The sequence below is a fragment of the Bacillus sp. YKCMOAS1 genome (assembly GCF_030268125.1).
In the GTDB taxonomy this organism is placed as follows: Bacteria; Bacillota; Bacilli; order Bacillales; family Bacillaceae; genus Bacillus; species Bacillus safensis.
On sequence record NZ_BSEI01000003.1, the window covers coordinates 585,599 to 605,469 of the forward strand.

Genomic DNA, 19,871 nt, shown 5'->3' on the forward strand with positions numbered 1-19,871 from the left:
ATTATGACATGTATGTCATCATCTACTTTACAATGTTTCGTCTAAAAGCAAAGAAATAAGGGGGTATCTCCCCCTTATTTGTAATATACGTGTTATGAAAATGAAATGATATTTCTTTCAAAAAACCTACTCTCCTAGGCGTACCTCTTGTTTCTCCTCGTTTTCCTGCCCGCCTTTTCTTGATGGATTTGATAAAAACCAGCCAAATGCTGCAATTGCGAGAAGCACTGTCCAGAAAATGACTTTCCATAATGTTGAATGGATAAAATGAGATGATACGACCCCAATGGCTGGATGTGACAGTGTATAAAGCGTGAGCTTCACACCTACCCATCCGACAATGACAAATGCTGCTGTTTCTAGGCTCGGTCTTGTTTTGAGCAGTTTCACAAAGACAGTTGCTGCAAATCGCATAATGACAAGACCAATGATACCACCTAAAAGAATGACAATAAATTGACCCCCATCAAGTCCACCGATTTGCGGAAGACTTGTTGCCGGCAGTGTCACAGCTAAAGCGACGGCCGCTAAAATGGAATCTACAGCAAAAGCAATGTCGGCAAGCTCTACTTTCACGACTGTTGCCCAGAAGCCGCTTTGTTTTACGTTTGTTTCAGCTTCCTTTTTCTTAAATACGTGCGATTTTAAAATATGGTGAATGGAAATATAAAGAAGATAAATTGCGCCAATGGCTTGAACTTGCCATACATCCACTAAAAACGAAATAAGAAACAGAGAACCAAACCGCATGACAAACGCACCTGCAAGTCCGTAAAACAGTGCCTTTTTCCTTTGTTTCTCAGGAAGGTGTTTGACCATCACGGCCATGACCAGCGCGTTATCAGCTGCTAAAATCCCTTCTAATCCAATCAGTACGAGCAGAACCCATCCGTACTCTAAAATTATAGCTGCATCCATCATCATTCCTCCTTGTTTTTATCTATTGTCCCACAACAGACAAAGGCTTATGAATGCAAAAAAGACCTTTGCCTGTAATGGCAAAGGTCTTGCTAGACATGTGATATGTAGAATCATGCCAACAAAGCCGATGAACATCAGTCCATGTAATGACGACTTTGTTTCCGGTAAAAACCGGACGCTACTCCCCTTTGGCGGGATTTAGAATATTTAGATTACTTATATCATAATCAATAGACACTGGATTGTCAACAGGTGACTTTCGCTCCAATCCATTGATTAGGCAGTTGGCGTTTCTGTTTTTCTTTTTCTTCGTTTTATAAATAGGTAGAGAACAAACAATAACACAACACCGATTCCAATTGGTAAAAGATATGGATCTAACATGGCGCCAACCTCTTTCCAGTTCTCTCCGAGCATAAACCCAAGATACACATAAACAAACGTAATTGGTGTAATCGCCAAAAACGTATACAGGCAAAAGACCCACACATTCATCTTCGCAATACCACACGGGATGGAAATAAGCGTCCTAACCCCTGGTATAAACCGGCCGCTGAATGCGACGAATCCGCCATGCTTTTCAAAGAAAGCATCCGATTTATCAAGCGACTCTGGTTTTATAAAAAAGTACTTTCCATATTTATTTAAAAAGGGTCTGCCGCCGTAACGTCCTAACCAGTACAAGGTCAAAGGGCCAGCCACGCCGCCAATGGAGCCGGCCGCCACAACACCGATAAAGGCCATGTCCCCTTCTGAGACCCAGTAACCCGCAAGAGGCAAAACCACTTCAGCAGGTACAAATTCAATGCATAATGCAAGGAAGATGCCAAAGTATGACAAGTTCTTAAAGGCATCAGCTAAAGAAATAATAAAATCTTCGATGTTTATCAATCCCTTTCACACATAATCATTTGACTGATTCTATCTCTTTTAGAAACACACCATATATTAAACGAATAAAACTGAAGAAACGATTCACTTTTCGTCGTTTTTTTACATTAAATTTGATTTTACTATAAAAGAAGGATGAAAAAAACGTTGATTGTTTTATTTAAGTGAAGGAAAGGTGAACACAGAAGCCATTCGATCCGATATATTAAGTATATGTCTGTTTTAAGATACAGGAGGTTTTTTACATGACCCATTTAACAGGAAGCTACAATGGATGGCTTGTCTTTCTGTCAATCGCTGTCGCCGCTGTTGCCTCCTACTCAGCTCTTCATATAGCCAGCAGGGTAGCACAATCAAGCGGTGCAAAGAAAAAGGTATGGCTGCTCATTGGTGCAATGATCATGGGAATGGGGATATGGTCGATGCATTTTATTGGCATGATGGCATTTCAAATGCGTGTTGGCATCACATATGATACATACTTACTGATTTTATCGATTTTGGCCTCATTTATCGGATCCTTGATCGCTTTTTCAATATGCATTCAAAAGCAGCTCTCTAGAAGACGGCTGCTCATTAGTTCAATCACCATGGGTTCAGCTATTTGTAGCATGCATTATCTTGGAATGGAATCAATGGCCAATGTCTCAATCAGCTATGATCCAGTCCTCTTTTTTCTTTCGTTTTTCATTGCTGCCATTACCTCCTACTTCTCATTGAAGCTCTTCTTTCGTGTTGACCGCACTAAAAGTAAACGGGAGAATTATCTTTTAAAGGGTCTTGGTTCAATGTTGATGGGCGGTGCTATAGCAGGTATGCATTATACTGGTATGGCTGCCTCTACCATGTTTTATCATACAAATGGACAGGCCGCTGATGGTGGTTTTTTTGAAATGTCGCCATTCAGTCTGTCGCTTTTCATCGGATTGATGACACTGATTGTCCAAACGCTGATGATCTTTGGTGCCTATATTGATCACCGGATCATGACACAGTCAGATCAGCTGAAGGAAAATGAACAGCGGTTTCAATCGCTGATCAAGCATAATATAGACGGTATTATCGTGTTATCTGTCCATCGAAAGGTGCTTTCTGCAAATGACTCAGGTAAACAAATCTTAGAGTTGTGCAATTCTAAGATTGGTGATGATGTCAGCCAATATGTGATGCCTACTGAATTGTGGGAAGAATTTATTTCTCAGTCAAAAAAAGCCATTACACGCGAAGCAGAACTGAAAGCAGCAGATCGTTTTTATTATTATCATGTCACTTACATACCTGTCCATGTAAACAATTCACTCGACAGCATTTATCTTGTTTTAAAAGATTTAACGCAGCAGCGGATAGCAGAAAAAGAAATTCATGTGATGGCACATTATGATGCATTAACAGAGCTTCCTAACCGCCGCCACGGCATTAATCATTTAAATGATGTTCTCTCCGCTCAAGAAAAGTCAAAAACATCAACAGCGGTTCTGTTTCTTGACTTAAATCGTTTTAAAATTATTAATGATGCACTTGGGCATAACATCGGAGACTTACTGCTGAAAGCTGCCGCAAATAGACTGACGCAATGTTTACCGGACAATGGCTTTATCGCAAGACTTGGCGGCGATGAATTTTTAATGATCTTTCCTCACATGGATCATGATACATATAAAGTCGAACAATTTTCTAAAAATATCATCCATCAATTTGAACGTCCTTTTTTCATCCAGAACCATCAACTCATTACATCGATCAGCATTGGGATCGCTATCTCTCCGCAAAATGGCAAAGACGGAATGGAGCTGATGAGAAAAGCCGATATGGCCATGTATTTATCCAAAAAACATAAGCAAAGCCGTTATGAGTTCTTTACCGAATCCATGGAAAGATTGAGTGAGGACAGGTTAAACCGAGAGCTAGAGCTGAGGGATGCCATTCAAAGAGAACAATTTGTCCTTCACTACCAGCCGCAAGTCAGTGCCAAAACAAGAAAGATGACTGGGGTTGAAGCCCTTTTAAGAATGAAGGCACCAGATGGTTCCTTAAAGTCACCTGAGGCTTTTATTGAGCTGGCAGAGGAATCAGGACTGATCATCGATATTGGCAGATGGGTCATTGACACGGCTGGTAAGCAGGCAAAAAGGTGGTATGACGATGGGCTAAAGATCCCTGTGGCTGTGAATTTATCTGCGAAACAATTCAATTCTGAAGACTTAATTGATTTGATCAAGCTGACACTGAAAAAATACGACCTGAAACCGTCCCTCTTGGAGCTTGAAGTCACAGAAAGTATGACAATGGACAATATCAAGCAATCAAAACAAGTGCTAACATCGCTAAAACAACTTGGCGTCCGCATTAGTATTGATGATTTCGGTACAGGCCACAGCTCATTAAGCTATTTAAAGGATTTACCTATTCATCGACTGAAAATTGATAAATCCTTTATTGAGGATATTTTAAGTGATTCAAAGTCAGAACAGATTACAGGGGCTATTATAGCGATGGGACACCAATTATCTCTCGAAGTGATAGCAGAAGGTGTTGAAACATTTGCACAGGCCCAGCTATTATCTGCCCAGGGCTGTGACGACCTGCAAGGGTTCTATTATGCCAAGCCGCTGCCAGCAAGCGATATTGAAAAATTCATCGCCTATCCGGCGCATCTTGATACATAAAAAAGGTACCAATCATGGCACCTTCCAGCGTGCAGACAAACCCTCGCATTCGGTGTCAGTCCTGCGTGCCGGTGTTCACGAATGCTCAATTCGCTCCGCTCCGGTACTCGTCCTTCCTAGACTTCAAAGGTTTTCTGTCACGCTGAGCTAAGAAGAAGACAAAGGGCTAAAATAAAGATCACTTTAGCCCTTTATCAACAATCGAAAAGGTGCCAATCATGGCACCTTTTCGTTTTATCTAAATAATAAATGCTGACTGTGAATACCTGCTTTTTTCAATAGACTAATCAATTGCTCTTGTTCTTCACGCGTCAGACCAGAGAATGCACGCGCAATCCGAAGAGAGTGGATCGGATAAATCTTGTCAAGATAACTTCGCCCTTTATCCGTTAAATGGGCATAAACCGAACGTTTATCCTTAGGGTCCTGTTCTCTTTCAATGAAACCATTTCGTTCTAATTTGTCAATTACGTACGTCACATTCCCGCTGACAAGCAGGAGTCTTGAGCCGATTTGCTGAAGCTTTTGAGCACCTCTCGTGTACAGTAATTCAAGTACGGCAAATTCAGTTGGATTAAACCCATGCTCTTTGCTGTCTCTAATACTGTGTTCTGAAACGCTTTTAAATGCTCTTGCAAAAACCTTGTAAAGCGTCATTGAGCGTTCTACTTCTTCTTCATTAAACGATAGTCTCATCACATATCTACCTCTTATAATATTTTTTTAACTTCAAGGCTGTCTTGCGGTGCAGTTGGAGCCTTTCGTAAAAAATAGAAGTACGTTTTTGAAAACCCTTTCAACCACATAAGTGACTCCATTCGTGTTATGTATAAGTTTTCGATATAAACTTTTAAAATCCTTCTTATTTTTCACAATCATCTCGAAAAAAAGCTTTTTCAGCAAACCATCAAGATGCGACACACTTTAACATAATCTGTAAAGAATCTATGGTTTCTTGCACTTCATTCGCCAAATTTCTACAAAATTCAATATTGCTATAATATTAAACAAAAAAAGAACCCTTTATGTGACATACGCACATTTCAAGGGATTTTTACAAACAGCGCTCTGTTTTGTTGAAAAAGAAATGATACTCTTTTTTTAAGTCACTAATTGTCATGTTCTTGGCCGCATCAGGGCTGTAAACCCCCAATGAACATAGCTGCTTCGTATAATAATGTCTTTCTTTTGCTAAAGCTTCTTTTAATATACGCCGCACCGATTATCCCCTCCTATCAAGTGATTTGGATCGGGTGCTTATGAAGACCTCTCATACAAATCATTTTGCATGGCTCTTAGAAGCGCATGTGCATTCTGACCCGCAGCCTGCATGAATTGCTCGAGCAATTCATCCCTCTTCACATCTAATGCGATGATTTCTTTTGCCATACGAATGATCTGTGCTTGCTCCATTATATGCTCCTCCTCCTATGTCAACTCACCATGATTATATGCCGACGTAAGATGCATTGCACATTACCTGTTATCTTTCCTTCCATAGTTTTTTCATTTTTTTCGTTTTTGTGTTATATTTTCTAACAAACGATAGGTTTTTTTACTTCTCGTTCTATATAATATGAAGAAAAGACTTGCAGGGGTGAGTATATGACGCAGGAAGATGTATCTTATAAAGATAAAAAAGTCATTTCAATCGGGATTGTCAGTGAGTTAACAGGGCTATCCGTCAGGCAAATCCGATATTATGAGGAACGTAAACTCATTTACCCCCAGCGCTCAACAAGAGGCACACGGAAATATTCTTTTGCAGATGTTGAACGTTTAATGGACATCGCCAATAAACGGGAAGACGGTGTGCAGACAGCTGAAATTTTAAAAGACATGAAGAAAAAAGAACAAGCGCTAAAAAGCGGACAATTTAAGAAAAAAATGCTTGAAGGCCAGATTAATGCACACTTTCGGTATAAAAATCGTTAAACAAAAAAGAATCGCTTACTCTTTAAAATCAAAGCTTTGTTCGTATTGATTGTTGCAATTGCTGAATGAAAAAGAGACAGCGATTGCTGCCTCTTTTTTAACTAACGCGCCTGTTAAGTGCAACGAGTTAGTGTTCATCGATTCGTTCAGGAATCGAAACGGTTCGTTCATTGACCACATTCCCAGTGTTTAGAGTCGTTTTAGGTTCAATTAATAGCAAATGAACTTCTTCTTCAGCAATTGGCTGATGTTCAATTCCTTTAGGAATCACAATAAACTCCCCTTCATTAAGAGCTATTTCTTTATCCCTGAAACGGATGACCAGCTTCCCTTTACATACAAAAAACATTTCATCCTCGTCATCATGGTGATGCCAAATGAATTCACCTTTAACTTTTACCATTTTAATGTATGAATCGTTCAATTCTCCGCTTATTCTAGGATTCCAATAATCATTTATTTGCAAAAATTTCTCTTGGATATTCGTCTTAGAAATCAATAGATTCCCTCCTCATTCATTGGAAACGTCTGTTTATCTTTTTCCAGATAAAATTCCCTACCTCACCATCCTCCTCATGATCAAATACCAAGGGACACAATTAGCATCAACCTCTTATATCATTAAGTTTACTTATTCCGTTGGATCACGTAAAATCAAAAAATAACGTATAGTTAATCACAATTTGTGATGCAAAAAGGAGAGTTATTTTGGATATTAAATCTTTGGAAGTTTTTAAAGCCGTTGCAATTGAACAAAGCATCACAAAAGCGGCACAGAAATTGAATTATGTGCAGTCCAATGTTACTGCACGAATCCAACGTCTTGAACAAGAATTAGGAGTTCCTCTTCTCTATCGATATCATAAGAAGATATCTTTAACACCTGCAGGACGCGAACTATTGCCCTATGTAAACAAATTACTCTACGATTTCGAAGAAGCGATAGAGGCAGTAAAGCTTTCCTCTACTCCGCGGGGAACTTTACACATTGGATCTATAGAGTCAACCGCTTCTACAAGATTGCCAAAAATTTTTGCCGAATATCATAAGAATTTTCCACAAGTAGAATTGAGTATGTATATGGCACCTACAGTAGATCAAGTTAACGCTATTCTCAACTACAAGGTAGACGGCGCATTGGTAGATGGGCCCATTCTTCATCCGGAAATTATGGAGTATCCTGTATTGGACGAATCCCTGGTCCTGATTACAAGCTACTCCTCGGAGCAATTCCAGGTAGAATCAATTTTAGACGAACCATTGCTCTCGTCATTCGCTCATTGCATCTATTTAGGCCGTTGGCAGCAATGGCTAGAGAGCAGCGGTTATCCTCCTATGAAGGTAATGGAATATGGTACTTTAGAGGGCGTGCTTAAATGCGTTGAAAACGGACTGGGAGTTACCGTATTACCAAAATCTATGGTTGAATCCCGGGTGCAAGGCGGCTTTACCTGTCATCCATTACCGGAGCCACATAGAATAGTACCCACTGTGTTTATAAGGCGCCGCGATTCTTACATGACCAGTGCCCTCTCACACTTTATGGAGTTAATGGGTATAACTGATTTGTGATAAAAAAGAGGATAGGAGAGCTAATTTTTGTCGGCTCTTCTATCCTTTTAAATATACCTTGACTTTTATTTAGAGGATGCCTCAGACCCTTCAACAACCCCTACAAAGTCAATTAGCACACCGCCTCTTTCTGGATCTTCTTTCACCCGGAGGGCAAGTGCCTTTTTCTTCCCGGTTTTTGCATCTTCATAATTCGCATGGAACACATGAATGCTGGCTTCTTCCAATTGAAAGTCCTCATAAGAAAGTGTGTCTATGCCCCATTCTTTTTTCAATTTCAGAATGTCATTTGGGCTCGGGAACGCACCTTCGACGTAGACGTCTTCCATTTTTCTTTTATTTCCTTCAGTGATGGCTTCAAGCATATGCTCTGCAGCCACTAGCCTCCGATCTTTCCCCTCGTCTTCCCTTTGACATGCATTCAGCAAAAGCAAACACATCAAAATGAATAAAAACTTCTTCATGTTTCTCTCCCACCTTCTCCTTAAAATGTAAAGGATGGAAGCGCTATATGCAATCTTTATACAAAAAAAGACTGTAAAACGTCATGTTTTACAGTCTTAGATTGTGGACAAAGGATGGTCCTTTGTCTACCGTTCAGCGCGATCTGAAAACCTTTGAAGTCTAGGAAGGACGAGTACCGGAGCGGAGCGAATTGAACATTCGTGAGCACCGGCACGCAAGGACTGACACCGACTGCAAGGGTTTGTCAGCGCGCTGAGACTGTAAAACGTCATGTTTTACAGTCTTCTTGCTACATAAGTGTATGGAGGAATGCTGTGGCAATTCCAAAATAGATGAGCAGTGATAAAATATCATTCAATGTTGTAATGAGCGGCCCAGATGCAATAGCAGGGTCGACGTTTAATCTGTGTAAAATAATAGGCACGATCGTACCTGCCATCGTTCCAATAATCAGTGTGGCAAGTAGTGAGGACCCGACAACAAAACCTAAAATCATATTGCCCTGCCACACCATTGCGACGACTGTAATAATGATGGAACAGACAATCCCAATATAAATACTGGTTCGGAGCTCTCTAAAAATCAGGCGCATAATGGTTTTTTTCGTTAATTCCTCTTTTGAAAGTCCTCTAATGACGACCGCTAGCGACTGTGTCCCTGTATTCCCTGTCATCCCAGCAATCATTGGCATGAAGAAGGCTAAGGCGACGACTTGCTGAAGGGTATCTTCAAAGTAATTTAAAATACTGCCTGAAATCAGCCCAATGAATAAAAGTAAAATGAGCCACGGGAGACGGCGGTATGCTGCAACAAAAGCGGGCGTGTCGAATGTAATATCTTTACCGGAGGCTGCGAACTTCTCATAGTCTTCTCCTGCCTCTTGGATGACGACATCAATGATATCATCGACTGTGACGATTCCGACCAGGACATTGTTCTCTTCCACAACAGGAATGGCAAGAAAATCATACCGTTCAATCAGCTTGGCGATTTCTTCCTGATCCTGAAAGGCTCCAACGGCAATGACTCTTGTAAACATAAGATCCTGCACTTTTTCATCTGGTTCACCTAAAATGAGATCGCGGTACGACAGAACCCCTACAAGCTGCTTTTGATCGTTAATAACATATAAATAGTTGATCGATTCTGCAATTTCAGCAAAGCTTTTCAGCTTCACAACTGCGTCCTGAACCGTATAGTGCTGAGGAATCCATACGTACCGGTTGGTCATGATCCGACCTGCTGTCTCAGCAGGATAATTCATGAGAAGCTGGACGGCCTTTGATTCCTCTGCCTCCATGTTTGATAAAAGCTGATCTTTCAGCTCATCATCCATTTCATCAAACAAGTTGGCTAGGTCATCGTTATCCATTTTGTTTGTGACGAAGGTGGCTTTGTCTTTCCCTACTTTTTCAAGCACAATTTCTTGGTACTCGCGCTCAAGCTCACCCATCATTTCCGTCACATCATCGACTGTTAAAAAGCTGAGAAAGCGGCCGCGGTGTTTTTCTGGAAGTTCTTTAAATAAATAGGCCATGTCATATGGCTGAAGTTCTTCCATAATGTTTTTGAATTCTTTGCGTTTGCCATCTCTTAATAAAATAATGATTCTTAAAATGAGTTCATCGTACGTAATGTTCTGTATCATCGCTGTTACCTCCCCAAAGTCAGGAGATACCCGAATCCCTTAGAATGTGCGGGGGGTCAGGATCTCCTCTGTCTGATGCGTCAATCTGATCTTTTGACATACTCTCTATGTGTCTCGAATCGGGATGATCCATCCCCACACCTCCTTTTCTCATAAAAAAGCACCTTCAACCGAATGAAGGCGCTTTGTAAGCATGACAAAATAAACACTTGCTCCTTCAATCGTAGAGCTTTAGCACTGTATGGCATAGGATAAAATCCAGCTGCATTAAAAATCACCTTATGTCGATGATTTCTGTTGACCCATTGGCGTCTTTGGACATTTTTGGGCAGCAGCGTATCTCCATACAGGAGCCTCACCTAACGAAGTCTCATATTGTTAACACACTGAGATTACAGAAAAAGCGGAATGATGTCAATAAGCAAGATGCCAAGTATTCTTATGTATTCGCTTACTTTTTTAAAAAAAAGCGATGGACAGCTCTTGCCATCGCTCTTTCCTGTCTTTTTATTCCTCTTCCGGCTGATTCATATCCTCTTGGGAGAGGAGATGAAAGGAATCATGCAAAAACAAAGCATATCCTTCTCCATCAGGATGCGGAACGTATTCCGCATAATCCATTGTCTGCTCTTCTTCTTTTTTCTTCATATTCTCTCGCCTCCTTTCCCGTAGTTTGTCCCAATGAAAAAACCTTACACATGAAAGTGTAAGGTTTGGTGATGGCTTAATCATCCCATTCTTGCTTCAGGATTTTGCCCGTTTTAGCGGAAATCTCAAAATCAACTTCTTCGCCGCTTGGTGTTGTGATTTCAACTTCATAGATGTACACACCATTTTCTTTATCTAGATCAGAATCGGTGACTGTGCCTTTTACTTTTGCAAGAGCAATTTTTTCAGCTTGTTTTTTCGTGATCTTCACATTCTGTTTCTTTTCTTTGACTGGATCATTCAGCGCTTTTCCAGTTTTTGCATCGACATATACTTTATATTCAAAGCCGCCTTTTTTAATCTCGACCTCATACACCCATTTTCCTTTTTTACGCTCAAGATCCACATCGTCTACATAGCCTTTCACCACTTTTAAGGCTGCTTTTTCAGCTTGTTTCTTTGAAACAAAAGACGATTTCTTTTGCACGACTTGCTCGGCGTTTGCTGTTTGATTTGTATTTTGTGCTTGAAGTGTGAAACCACCTGCGACAAGAGTTCCCGTTAATGCTGTAGCTACTAGTACTTTTTTCATCATGTTTATTTCCTCCTCTTTTTGATTTCTTCTATATCTTAAGAAAACAAGATGATAAAGGAAGGAAAGAAACATGAGAATATCATGAGAAAAGGATTAGTTTTCGTACGTAATGCCCTCAATGTCTCCTGTATAGGCGTTCACAAGTACCTCTGCCTCTCTGCCGTCAGGCAAATCCAGCTCCACCTCAAATACGAGCATACCGCTGAATGTTTCAAGATCGGCATCATCCACTGTTCCGCCAACCTCTTTGACGGCAATTTGGATCGCTTCCTCGACAGTGATTTTTGTGAGCTTCTTTTCTTTAGAGGTTGGTTTTTTCTTTTCTGCTTCAAGCACCTTGAATGACTGTTTGTCGACCTCAACTTGATATAATTCTTTTTTTGATTGGATGGTAAAAATAAAACGATCTGACGTCTCTTTTTTTTGAATGACGGTTCCGCTCACCTTTTTAACAGCCGCCTCTTCTGCCTGGAGCTCAGCATTTTTTTCATTCGGCTTCTGATAGCTTTTTAACTGTCTAATTTCTTTCATTTGACCGCTTGCAGAAGATGCAATGATTTGGTAGATGCCATTTGCATTTTCCAGCGTCAATGTATAGTCCTGTTTATGGTTGATTAGATCAATATGAGTAATGTTTCCATTGTAGTCTTTTGAGATCATTTTTTTCATTTCTGCTTCACTTAATATTTTATGATCAATGGTTTGGATCATGAGCATTGCAAAGGCCGCAAGAATTGCAAGACATCCTGCGAGCGCAAGCACCATTTTCGTTTTTCTAGACATGCAGCGCCTCCTTCCTATTTCCTATTTTATAAGGAGGAAATGAGAAATTGATGAGAAAAGACCCATTCATTTCTGAAAAAGAATGGTCATGGCTGTCCCTTCGCCGATACGGCTGTCTACCTTCAGCTCGGCCCCATGTTCTTCTGCAATTTGCTTCGCAATTGAAAGACCAAGTCCGGTTCCGCCCGTCTCGCTGTTTCTCGCTTCATCCACACGGAAAAAGCGGTCAAAGATTTTCGGCAGATCCTCTTCTTTTATACCGATTCCTTGATCAATCACTGAAATAAATGGCTTGTCTCCTGACCATCCGCAGGTCACATCAACTGGCTCTCTACTATATTTGACCGCATTATCAATTAAGATGGTCAAAAGCTGTTTGATTTTCTCTTCGTCTCCTTCTGCGATCAGCGGCTGATCTGTCTGCACATGGAATTGGATCGTTCGATTGGTGGCGACCTCAAGTGTATGACATAGCTGCTTGCACAAATGACCAAGATCGACCGGCTTCATATCTAAGTATAACGGCTGACCGTTTTTCGCCAATGTCAGTAATTGATCTGTCAGTCTTTTCATTTTTTTCGCTTCATCATGAATCGCTTTGGAAGATTCTTCTACAACCTCTGGACGTGTTTGCCCCCAGCGCTTTAGTAAATTGCTGTAGCTCATAATGACGGTAATCGGTGTCTTTAATTCATGAGAGGCATCATGCAAAAATTGCTGTTCTTTTTCATAATGCTTCTCGAGAATCTCGGACATTTCATTAAAGGTTTGTCCCATTTGATATAGCTCATCCTTTGAATCGCCTGTTAATTCAATTCGTTTAAACGCCTTCTCTTTCATACTTGCCTTCATGGTACTCGTTATTCTGCTAATCGGCCGGACAATTTGCTTTGTTAACACGTGGCCTGCAAAATAGGAAAGCACAATAAACAAAACGCCGGTTGTGATTAAAATCATTTTTAATAACGCTAAGTTCTCTTCCGTATTTTCGATTTCTTCATATACTTGAAGCGACATAATCTCACCATTTGTCCAAATGACCGGAATAGCAGCGAACGCAACCATATGCTTATTGTATTCTTTGATTTCAGCCGTCTGGCCAGATTCGTATGTAAAAGGCAGTGAGCTAAACGTTGATTCCTTTGTGACAGTCAGTTTTGACTCTCCCGATTCTGTCACGACACGGATCATGCCATTTTGAGGCAGGTACGCCTTCAGCAGCTCCGAGGACGGAAGACCCTCTTCCTCTGATTTTTTTAAAGCAATGGCAATATTTTCAGCCACCTCAGACAAACGGGACATATCTTTTTGCGTCAAGGTCATCGAAAAAATAAAATAAATGGCTGTATGAAACAAGAGCACCATTAAAAACAAAGACAACGACGTATAAAGCTGAATCTTATTTTTTAATCTCATTCTTTATCCTTTCATCACATAACCCACACCTCTCACTGTGTGAATCAGCTGTTTTTCGAATGGGTAATCAATTTTTTTCCTTAAATAACGGATATAGACATCAACCACGTTTGTATCACCGAAATAATCAAAACCCCAAACCGCTGTTAAAAGCTGATCTCTTGTGAGCACTTGCTGCTGATGGTTCAGTAAGTGGACAAGCAGATCATATTCTCTCGGCGTGAGTTCAAGCATTTGCCCAGCCCTTTGTATTTCTCTTGTTTTCTCGTTGACCGTTAAATCTGCTATGCTCAGCTCTGTCTCCTTTTCTTCTTGTGCATGTATATTCAACCTTAGCTGCGCGCGAATTCGTGCTAATAATTCTTCTATGTCAAAAGGTTTTGTTATATAATCATTCGCCCCAAGATCGAGCCCGCTTACCTTGTCAGGGACACTCCCCCTTGCTGTAATCAAAATAATAGGTGTCGCTGTATTTGTCTTTCGAACCCTTCTCAGCACTTCAAGACCACTTAACTCTGGAAGCATGACGTCAAGTAGCACCAAATCGAAGCTGTCTTCTTCAAGAGCCTGAAGGCCGGCCATTCCTGTCTCTTTGACTGTCACCTCATATCCTTCATATTCAAGTTCAAGTGACAGCACCCTTGCGATTTTCTTTTCATCTTCGACTACGAGTATCTTCCCTTTATTCATCTCTATCTCTCCTATCTGAAAGGCAAGCTTGTCTTTCCATTATTATATGTTGCCTTTCTCATTTGGAACAGTCACAATCTTCACATCTATTTTTTCATAAAAGAAGAAATATATTGAATGAAGTTTTTTTTTAACACAGTAACCGCACATCAATTGAAAGGAAAATAAAACGGCTAACCACTCAAAAAAAGACCTCATCTTGAGGCCTGTTTACTTTTTTATAGGTCTGCTGACAAAGAGCTGATCTACTGAAGTTCCTAAAACAAAAGCTATGTCAAAAGCTAATTGCAAAGTGGGGTCATATTTATCATTTTCGATCGCATTAATGGTTTGTCTCGACACCTTACAAAGTTTAGCTAATTCTTCTTGAGACAATTTATTAGATTTTCTTAGCTCTCTAATATGATTCTGCATTTAATCACCATATTTTTTTCTGTAAATGAGGAATGTGAATACATATATTATTGAAACCACAGACAGGAACGCGATAGGTGAAATCCCAATACCCTGATTTGAGTTCCCTTGAATCGTTAGAAAAATATTTTGTGCGACTTCTAATAAAAGCATACCGAAAACCACAATAAACGCATAAGATTGAGCTTTCGAGTAAATAAATCTCTTTCGTTCATCACCCTTTTGAATCATCGAAGTGATCAAAATGAACAATCCGATCAATAATATTATAACTGAATAGACAACCTTTACGTAATCCAATCTTTAGTCCCCTCCCAAATAAAATGTCAAATACTCTTTACATTTATAATCATAGCATTAGTCCCTTAAATGTCAAATACTTTTTACATTTCTTATTCTTTATAAAATTATCATTGAAAAGCAATAATCTGCTCTCATGGTTTATCTATTTTCTTCTCTTCCTTCATCTATTGATTCTTTTTCAATCTGCCTATTTTAGTTCTATTCACCCATTTTCATCTGTACAGGTGCAACCTCACTATGCAGCATTTCCTTCTTTTTCATATGATATCAAGAGTTTTCTTCAAAAGGTGAGCTCTTTCGTCAATAAGTGAGGAGAAATGCACTTTTGATAATAGATTGTTTATTTGAAAAATTATTACAATTGACCCTTTCCGATCAAAAGTTTCTTTTATACAATAACATTACGCAGCCTGAATCTACTTTGAAAACAAAATAAGGAGGGCTTTCTTATGAAAGGTGAAATTCGCTTAATTCCGTATGAAGTAAAAGCCAATGTGATGGAAGCGAAAGAGACGCCGGAAAGTATTCAGGAGATAAAAGCACCCGAACTTTGGTCAAGTGGCTTCAAAGGAAAAGGCATAACCATAGCTGTCCTTGATACAGGCTGTGACACAGAGCATCCCGACTTAAAAGATCAGATTATCGGAGGAAAGAACTTTACCGACGATGACAATGGAGATGCTGAAAATGTCAAAGACTACAATGGGCATGGTACCCATGTAGCAGGAACGATTGCCGCAACAGATCAAAATGGCGGAATTTTAGGGGTTGCCCCTGAAGCCAAGCTGCTCATCGTGAAAGTTCTTGGCGGTGAAAATGGCAGCGGAAAATATGAATGGATCATTGATGGCATCAACTATGCTGCAGAGCAGAAAGTTGATATTATCTCCATGTCTCTCGGTGGTCCAAGCAATGAGCCAGCCCTGCAGGAAGCCATTCAAAATGCGGTAAAAAGCGGTGTGCTTGTTGTATGCGCAGCAGGAAATGAAGGGGACGGGGACGAGCGTACGGAAGAGTTCTCCTACCCAGCAGCATACAATGAGGTCATTGCCGTCGGTTCTGTTTCCCTTGCTAGAGAATCCTCTGAATTTTCTAATGCCAATAAAGAAATCGACCTCGTCGCTCCAGGAGAAGACATTTTATCCACTCTCCCTAATCATAAATATGGCAGGCTCACAGGGACTTCAATGGCTGCCCCTCACGTAAGCGGTGCACTAGCCATTATTAAAAATGCCGAAGAAGAAGCGTTCCAGCGCAAGCTGACAGAGCCTGAGATCTATGCTCAGCTTGTCAGAAGAACCCTTCCATTAAAACAGTCGAAAGCCCTTGTAGGGAATGGATTTTTATATTTAACTGCGCCTGATGTCCTTTTAGAAAAAACATTGGAAGCAGATCTTTTATCTCTATAGCTTAAATAGAGATCCTGAGAAAAGTAAGAATTTTCTCAGGATTTTTTTAATTAAAATTATTCAAAATTTACTTTGACGAAATGAAGTGAACGTTATATAATCGAACACAATAAATTCATAGTTTGAGAGTCGGTAATTCGATTACACGTCGAATTTTAATTGGGAAGACCGGTGAAAATCCGGCGCGGTCCCGCCACTGTGAGTGAGGAGAGCTTTTCTCATGAATCCACTGTCATTAGGATGGGAAGGATGAAAAGCTTGCAGATTCACCAGCCAGGATACCAGCCGCTCTATCACATCAAACCCCCTACGGTTGATAGGAGATGTCGGATAAGCGTCAGTGATACTCACGCCTTATTTCGCACACACATTTTGTCTTTTAAACCAGACATTTACCTCATCAATCTTGATCATGAGCGTAAATGTCTTTTTATATTTAGAGGAGGAATTGGAATTGACAATTGTTAAAACAAGTAATCTAGGCTTTCCGCGAATTGGTTTAAACAGAGAATGGAAAAAAGCACTTGAGTCTTACTGGAAAGGTCAAACAGACCGCGAAACCCTCTTAGGCACACTGGATGAACAATTTTTAACTGCCATTAAAACACAAATCGATCAACAAATTGATGTTGTTCCTTCTGGAGACTTTACCTTCTATGATCACGTGCTGGATACTGCTGTTATGTTCAATTGGATTCCAGAGCGCTTCCGCAGCTTAAAAGACCCGCTAGATACATACTTCGCGATGGCAAGAGGAACAAAAGATGCCGTCTCAAGTGAAATGACAAAATGGTTTAATACAAACTATCACTACATCGTTCCAGAATACGAAAAAAGCACAGAATTTAAACTCACACACAACAAACCGCTTGAAGCTTACGAAAAGGTGAAAAAGGCATTTGGTGTTGAAACAAAACCAGTTGTACTCGGTCTTTATACATTTGTCTCACTTTCTAAAGGTTATGAAGCAAATGAAGTGAAAGAAATTCAGCAGCGTCTAGTACCGCTTTATACGCAGCTTTTAAAAGAACTTGAAGAAGCCGGCGTCAAATGGGTTCAAATTGATGAACCTGCACTTGTCACAGCTTCAAGTGAAGACGTAAAATCTGTGAAAGAAATTTATCAAACGATCAAAGAAGCCGTACCTGGCTTGAACATTCTTCTTCAAACCTACTTTGATTCAGTAGATGCGTATGAAGAGCTTGTCACATATCCTGTTGAAGCAATCGGTCTTGATTTTGTCCATGATCAAGGGCGCAACCTGGATCAAGTGAAAAAGCACGGCTTCCCGAAAGATAAAATTTTAGCAGCTGGCATCATTGATGGAAGAAATATTTGGAGATCAGATCTTGGGGAAAGATTATCCTTTATTTCTGAAGTCATTGCTGACGTTCAGCCGAAAGAAGTGTGGCTGCAGCCATCAAGCAGCTTACTGCATGTACCAGTTGCCAAACACCCAAGTGAACAGCTTGAAGAAAAACTATTAAACGGACTATCTTATGCCACTGAAAAGCTGGGTGAATTGACATTATTAAAAGAAGGTTTAACAAAAGGAGCAGCTGCCATTGATGCCGACATTAACGAAGCAGCACAAGCACTTCTTACCTTAAAAGAGTTCGCAAAAGGAACAAATGCGGATCTAACAGCGGAACGCAACAATCTTTCATCGAAAGATTTTAAACGTCCAGTTGCCTTTGAAGAACGCCTGCGTATCCAAAACGAATCTCTTGAGCTCCCGCTTCTTCCAACCACAACGATTGGCAGCTTCCCGCAGTCTGCCGAAGTGCGCAGTGCTCGTCAAAAGTGGCGCAAAAATGAGTGGACAGATGCAGAGTATGATGAATTTATTAAGAAAGAAACAAAACGATGGATTGATATTCAAGAAGAAATTGGCCTGGATGTGCTCGTACATGGAGAATTTGAACGGACAGACATGGTTGAATACTTCGGTGAAAAGCTAGCCGGATTTGCCTTTACAAAATTTGCTTGGGTACAATCCTATGGATCACGCTGCGTGAAACCGCCAATCATTTATGGAGATGTAGAGTTTACAGAGCCAATGACAGTGAAAGAGACAGTTTACGCACAAAGTTTAACAGAGAAAAAAGTTAAAGGAATGCTGACAGGACCTGTTACCATCTTAAACTGGTCTTTCCCAAGAACGGATATCTCTCGAAAAGACATTGCTTTCCAAATCGCTTTCGCTTTGCGTAAAGAGGTAGAAGCTTTAGAGGCAGCTGGTATTCAAGTGATCCAAGTGGATGAGCCTGCGCTAAGAGAAGGACTTCCGCTCAAAGAAAGTGATTGGGCAGAATATTTAAACTGGGCAGCAGAGTCATTCCGTTTATCCACATCATCCGTTCAAAATGACACACAAATTCATACACATATGTGCTACAGTAACTTCGAGGATATTGTCGATACGATCGAAGACTTGGATGCTGACGTGATTACAATTGAACATTCACGCAGTCATGGCGGATTCCTCGATTACTTAGAAAAGCACCCGTATTTGAAAGGACTTGGACTAGGCGTTTATGACATCCATAGCCCGCGCGTTCCATCTGTTGAAGAAATGAGCGAAATCATTGATGATGCGCTGAACGTTTGTCCAACAGATCGTTTCTGGGTGAATCCGGATTGTGGTCTAAAAACTAGACAAGAGCCTGAAACCATTGCTGCTTTGAAAAACATGGTCACAGCTGCTGAAGTCGCTCGTAAAAAGCTGGCGCAGCACGCATAATTGAATACCTCTCCCCTGCTGAACGTGGCAGGGGTTTTTTATGTGCAAATTGGCCTGTTCGATCTTCTACTATGACGATTTCTTTTCTAGCATGATTCGTTTATACTAGAGAAGTCAGTCGAACAAAGGGAGGAAGACAATGAATCACGAAGATTTTTTACAACGCGCAATTGATCTTGCAGTAGAAGGAGTCAATAGTGGTACTGGCGGCCCTTTTGGAGCAGTCATTGTCAAGGATGGTCAGATTATTGCAGAGGGAAGCAACAATGTGACAACGAGTAATGACCCTACCGCACATGCAGAAGTCACAGCCATTCGCAAAGCGTGCCAAACTCTACATACATACCAATTAGAAGATTGCACTCTATACACAAGCTGCGAGCCTTGTCCGATGTGCCTTGGCGCTATTTACTGGGCTAGACCAAAAGCGGTGTATTTCGCTGCTGGACATCAGGATGCAGCGGATGCTGGTTTTGATGACTCGTTTATTTATGAAGAAATCAACAAAGAATACGAATCAAGAAATATACCATTTTACAAGCTGACACCTCAAAAAACCCTTGCGCCATTTGAAGCATGGGAAACATACGATAAAAAGAAAGAATATTAAAAAAAGACACCTGCTCGTAAGCAGGTGTTGCGAATTGTTGACAAAGGGCTAAAATGTTTTTTATTTTAGCCCTTTGTCTTCTATTCAGCGTGATAGAAAACCTTTGAAGTCTAGGAAGGGCGAGCACCGGAGCGGAGCGAATTCGACATTCATGAGCACCGG

20 protein-coding genes and 3 riboswitches are annotated in these 19,871 nt (G+C 40.5%); of the genes, 6 read left to right on the top strand and 14 right to left on the bottom strand.

Features of this window, described 5'->3' with window-relative positions; genetic code table 11:
• Positions 1-126: 126 nt before the first annotated feature.
• Positions 127-918 carry a TerC family protein gene (locus tag QSJ46_RS12070; protein ID WP_095408319.1) on the bottom strand — a complete coding sequence of 264 codons (792 nt, stop codon included), beginning with the start codon at positions 916-918 and terminating at the stop codon, positions 127-129.
• 31 nt (positions 919-949) lie between these two features.
• Positions 950-1,120, bottom strand: a riboswitch (yybP-ykoY riboswitch).
• 77 nt (positions 1,121-1,197) lie between these two features.
• Positions 1,198-1,812, bottom strand: coding sequence for a DedA family protein (locus QSJ46_RS12075; RefSeq protein ID WP_048238690.1), 615 nt, complete (start codon positions 1,810-1,812; stop codon positions 1,198-1,200).
• A 245-nt stretch (positions 1,813-2,057) separates the two neighbouring features.
• On the opposite strand from QSJ46_RS12075, the gene QSJ46_RS12080 reads away from it, so the two are divergent.
• Entirely contained in the window at positions 2,058-4,478 is a 2,421-nt protein-coding gene (locus QSJ46_RS12080; protein WP_047202742.1) for a bifunctional diguanylate cyclase/phosphodiesterase, read from the top strand.
• A 234-nt stretch (positions 4,479-4,712) separates the two neighbouring features.
• Here the strand turns inward: QSJ46_RS12080 and QSJ46_RS12085 are convergent, their stop codons facing one another.
• From QSJ46_RS12085 to QSJ46_RS12095, 3 genes are all read right to left on the bottom strand, one after another.
• Positions 4,713-5,177 (bottom strand): MarR family winged helix-turn-helix transcriptional regulator, encoded by a 465-nt coding sequence (locus tag QSJ46_RS12085; RefSeq protein ID WP_095408317.1) that lies wholly within the window; start codon positions 5,175-5,177, stop codon positions 4,713-4,715.
• Positions 5,178-5,532: 355 nt separating this feature from the next.
• The gene (locus QSJ46_RS12090) at positions 5,533-5,697 is read right to left on the bottom strand and encodes a hypothetical protein (protein ID WP_024426818.1); all 165 of its coding nucleotides are present in this window, start codon (positions 5,695-5,697) and stop codon (positions 5,533-5,535) included.
• Between the two features lie 38 nt (positions 5,698-5,735).
• Positions 5,736-5,891 (bottom strand): hypothetical protein, encoded by a 156-nt coding sequence (locus tag QSJ46_RS12095; protein ID WP_186319778.1) that lies wholly within the window; start codon positions 5,889-5,891, stop codon positions 5,736-5,738.
• Positions 5,892-6,083: 192 nt separating this feature from the next.
• Between QSJ46_RS12095 and QSJ46_RS12100 the strand changes: the two genes are divergently transcribed.
• Positions 6,084-6,413: a MerR family transcriptional regulator gene (locus QSJ46_RS12100; protein ID WP_024424656.1), complete on the top strand. Its 330-nt coding sequence runs from the start codon at positions 6,084-6,086 to the stop codon at positions 6,411-6,413.
• Positions 6,414-6,540: 127 nt separating this feature from the next.
• Here the strand turns inward: QSJ46_RS12100 and QSJ46_RS12105 are convergent, their stop codons facing one another.
• The gene (locus QSJ46_RS12105; protein ID WP_082672266.1) at positions 6,541-6,912 is read right to left on the bottom strand and encodes a cupin domain-containing protein; all 372 of its coding nucleotides are present in this window, start codon (positions 6,910-6,912) and stop codon (positions 6,541-6,543) included.
• Between the two features lie 209 nt (positions 6,913-7,121).
• Between QSJ46_RS12105 and QSJ46_RS12110 the strand changes: the two genes are divergently transcribed.
• Entirely contained in the window at positions 7,122-7,985 is an 864-nt protein-coding gene (locus tag QSJ46_RS12110) for a LysR family transcriptional regulator (RefSeq protein ID WP_285604759.1), read from the top strand.
• A 65-nt stretch (positions 7,986-8,050) separates the two neighbouring features.
• Here QSJ46_RS12110 and QSJ46_RS12115 read toward each other — a convergent pair whose 3' ends face one another.
• The 8 genes from QSJ46_RS12115 to QSJ46_RS12150 form a co-directional block, all read right to left on the bottom strand.
• Positions 8,051-8,449 carry a hypothetical protein gene (locus QSJ46_RS12115; protein ID WP_047202740.1) on the bottom strand — a complete coding sequence of 133 codons (399 nt, stop codon included), beginning with the start codon at positions 8,447-8,449 and terminating at the stop codon, positions 8,051-8,053.
• A 290-nt stretch (positions 8,450-8,739) separates the two neighbouring features.
• Entirely contained in the window at positions 8,740-10,098 is a 1,359-nt protein-coding gene (gene mgtE, locus QSJ46_RS12120; protein WP_039178033.1) for a magnesium transporter, read from the bottom strand.
• Between the two features lie 209 nt (positions 10,099-10,307).
• A riboswitch (M-box (ykoK) riboswitch) is annotated at positions 10,308-10,472 on the bottom strand.
• Between the two features lie 133 nt (positions 10,473-10,605).
• Positions 10,606-10,746 (bottom strand): hypothetical protein, encoded by a 141-nt coding sequence (locus QSJ46_RS12125; RefSeq protein ID WP_180272400.1) that lies wholly within the window; start codon positions 10,744-10,746, stop codon positions 10,606-10,608.
• A gap of 76 nt (positions 10,747-10,822) precedes the next feature.
• Positions 10,823-11,341, bottom strand: coding sequence for a PepSY domain-containing protein (locus tag QSJ46_RS12130; RefSeq protein WP_039178030.1), 519 nt, complete (start codon positions 11,339-11,341; stop codon positions 10,823-10,825).
• Positions 11,342-11,434: 93 nt separating this feature from the next.
• Positions 11,435-12,124 carry a PepSY domain-containing protein gene (locus QSJ46_RS12135; RefSeq protein WP_073204932.1) on the bottom strand — a complete coding sequence of 230 codons (690 nt, stop codon included), beginning with the start codon at positions 12,122-12,124 and terminating at the stop codon, positions 11,435-11,437.
• A 66-nt stretch (positions 12,125-12,190) separates the two neighbouring features.
• Positions 12,191-13,540, bottom strand: a complete 1,350-nt coding sequence (locus QSJ46_RS12140; RefSeq protein ID WP_285604760.1) for an ATP-binding protein — start codon at positions 13,538-13,540, stop codon at positions 12,191-12,193.
• 3 nt (positions 13,541-13,543) lie between these two features.
• On the bottom strand, positions 13,544-14,230 hold the full coding sequence (locus QSJ46_RS12145) for a response regulator transcription factor (protein ID WP_039178024.1): 687 nt from the start codon (positions 14,228-14,230) through the stop codon (positions 13,544-13,546).
• 210 nt (positions 14,231-14,440) lie between these two features.
• Positions 14,441-14,644 carry a helix-turn-helix transcriptional regulator gene (locus QSJ46_RS12150; RefSeq protein ID WP_039178022.1) on the bottom strand — a complete coding sequence of 68 codons (204 nt, stop codon included), beginning with the start codon at positions 14,642-14,644 and terminating at the stop codon, positions 14,441-14,443.
• Positions 14,645-15,396: 752 nt separating this feature from the next.
• Here QSJ46_RS12150 and QSJ46_RS12155 point away from each other — a divergent pair.
• From QSJ46_RS12155 to guaD, 3 genes are all read left to right on the top strand, one after another.
• Complete coding sequence (locus QSJ46_RS12155; protein WP_041085049.1) at positions 15,397-16,356, top strand: S8 family peptidase; 960 nt, start codon at positions 15,397-15,399, stop codon at positions 16,354-16,356.
• A 112-nt stretch (positions 16,357-16,468) separates the two neighbouring features.
• Positions 16,469-16,660: riboswitch (cobalamin riboswitch) on the top strand.
• A gap of 150 nt (positions 16,661-16,810) precedes the next feature.
• Complete coding sequence (metE, locus tag QSJ46_RS12160; protein WP_107163554.1) at positions 16,811-19,099, top strand: 5-methyltetrahydropteroyltriglutamate--homocysteine S-methyltransferase; 2,289 nt, start codon at positions 16,811-16,813, stop codon at positions 19,097-19,099.
• A gap of 139 nt (positions 19,100-19,238) precedes the next feature.
• A complete protein-coding gene (gene guaD, locus QSJ46_RS12165) occupies positions 19,239-19,709 on the top strand; it encodes a guanine deaminase (RefSeq protein WP_047203021.1) in 471 nt (156 codons plus the stop codon).
• The last annotated feature ends 162 nt before the right edge of the window (positions 19,710-19,871 follow it).

What these genes read in the sequence shown, in the direction of transcription:
- QSJ46_RS12070 (WP_095408319.1), bottom strand. Translation starts at nt 918, where the DNA reads ATGGATGCAGCTATAATTTTAGAGTACGGATGGGTTCTGCTCGTACTG.
- QSJ46_RS12080 (WP_047202742.1), top strand. Translation starts at nt 2,058, where the DNA reads ATGACCCATTTAACAGGAAGCTACAATGGATGGCTTGTCTTTCTGTCA.
- QSJ46_RS12095 (WP_186319778.1), bottom strand. Translation starts at nt 5,891, where the DNA reads ATGGAGCAAGCACAGATCATTCGTATGGCAAAAGAAATCATCGCATTA.
- QSJ46_RS12100 (WP_024424656.1), top strand. Translation starts at nt 6,084, where the DNA reads ATGACGCAGGAAGATGTATCTTATAAAGATAAAAAAGTCATTTCAATC.
- QSJ46_RS12115 (WP_047202740.1), bottom strand. Translation starts at nt 8,449, where the DNA reads ATGAAGAAGTTTTTATTCATTTTGATGTGTTTGCTTTTGCTGAATGCA.
- mgtE (WP_039178033.1), bottom strand. Translation starts at nt 10,098, where the DNA reads ATGATACAGAACATTACGTACGATGAACTCATTTTAAGAATCATTATT.
- QSJ46_RS12125 (WP_180272400.1), bottom strand. Translation starts at nt 10,746, where the DNA reads ATGAAGAAAAAAGAAGAAGAGCAGACAATGGATTATGCGGAATACGTT.
- QSJ46_RS12130 (WP_039178030.1), bottom strand. Translation starts at nt 11,341, where the DNA reads ATGATGAAAAAAGTACTAGTAGCTACAGCATTAACGGGAACTCTTGTC.
- QSJ46_RS12135 (WP_073204932.1), bottom strand. Translation starts at nt 12,124, where the DNA reads ATGTCTAGAAAAACGAAAATGGTGCTTGCGCTCGCAGGATGTCTTGCA.
- QSJ46_RS12140 (WP_285604760.1), bottom strand. Translation starts at nt 13,540, where the DNA reads ATGAGATTAAAAAATAAGATTCAGCTTTATACGTCGTTGTCTTTGTTT.
- QSJ46_RS12145 (WP_039178024.1), bottom strand. Translation starts at nt 14,230, where the DNA reads ATGAATAAAGGGAAGATACTCGTAGTCGAAGATGAAAAGAAAATCGCA.
- QSJ46_RS12150 (WP_039178022.1), bottom strand. Translation starts at nt 14,644, where the DNA reads ATGCAGAATCATATTAGAGAGCTAAGAAAATCTAATAAATTGTCTCAA.
- QSJ46_RS12155 (WP_041085049.1), top strand. Translation starts at nt 15,397, where the DNA reads ATGAAAGGTGAAATTCGCTTAATTCCGTATGAAGTAAAAGCCAATGTG.
- guaD (WP_047203021.1), top strand. Translation starts at nt 19,239, where the DNA reads ATGAATCACGAAGATTTTTTACAACGCGCAATTGATCTTGCAGTAGAA.